Genomic DNA, 579 nt, shown 5'->3' with positions numbered 1-579 from the left:
AAGGCGCGCGGGTACGCCAGCTTCAAAACCATGCGCACCGTGCTGTTCCTCATCGCCGGAAAGCTCGACTTCTCAGCCTTCAACCCACATGCCTCGTAAGCCGCATTACCCACTCCACTTTTGAAATAACCAGTTTCTTTAATCAGGTTCCAGTTGGGAAGCAACGCTCGGTTTGTCTCGCGCCGTCCAAGCCGGGAATATTCTGTACATTTCTGCGACAGCAGCGAGCGGCCCAGAAGGCACCTTGGTCGGCGGAGATCTCTACACGCAGACATGCTTCATCCTGAGGATGCTTGGCACGGTTCTGAGCGAAGCGGGCTTGACGTACGAAGACGTGGTTCAAAACCGGCTCTACGTCACCGATATGAGCCGGTGGAACGAAGCGGGCCGCGTGCACGGTGAAATCTTCGGCGAAATCCGTCCTGGGTTGGCCCTGCTGCACGTATTGCCGCTCCTTGATCCCAAGATGCCCATCGAGATCGAAATTACTGCGGTCAAATGTAGCTAGGAGTGCGCGCGGCAGACGGAATTTGAGCCGTCGGTACTGGCGCCGCAGCGACCGGCGTCAACGCCGGGCCC

Annotated in this window: 1 protein-coding gene; it reads left to right on the top strand. The window is 58.0% G+C overall.

Annotation, left to right across the window (positions count from 1 at the left end; all coding sequences use genetic code 11):
- Positions 1 to 172: 172 nt before the first annotated feature.
- Positions 173 to 508 carry a Rid family hydrolase gene (locus PQQ96_RS42160; protein WP_408303353.1) on the top strand — a complete coding sequence of 112 codons (336 nt, stop codon included), beginning with the start codon at positions 173 to 175 and terminating at the stop codon, positions 506 to 508.
- Positions 509 to 579: the final 71 nt, after the last annotated feature.

The sequence above is a fragment of the Paraburkholderia sediminicola genome, assembly GCF_046027825.1.
In the GTDB taxonomy this organism is placed as follows: Bacteria; Pseudomonadota; Gammaproteobacteria; order Burkholderiales; family Burkholderiaceae; genus Paraburkholderia; species Paraburkholderia sediminicola_D.
This window is presented reverse-complemented; position numbering and strand designations above follow the sequence as displayed.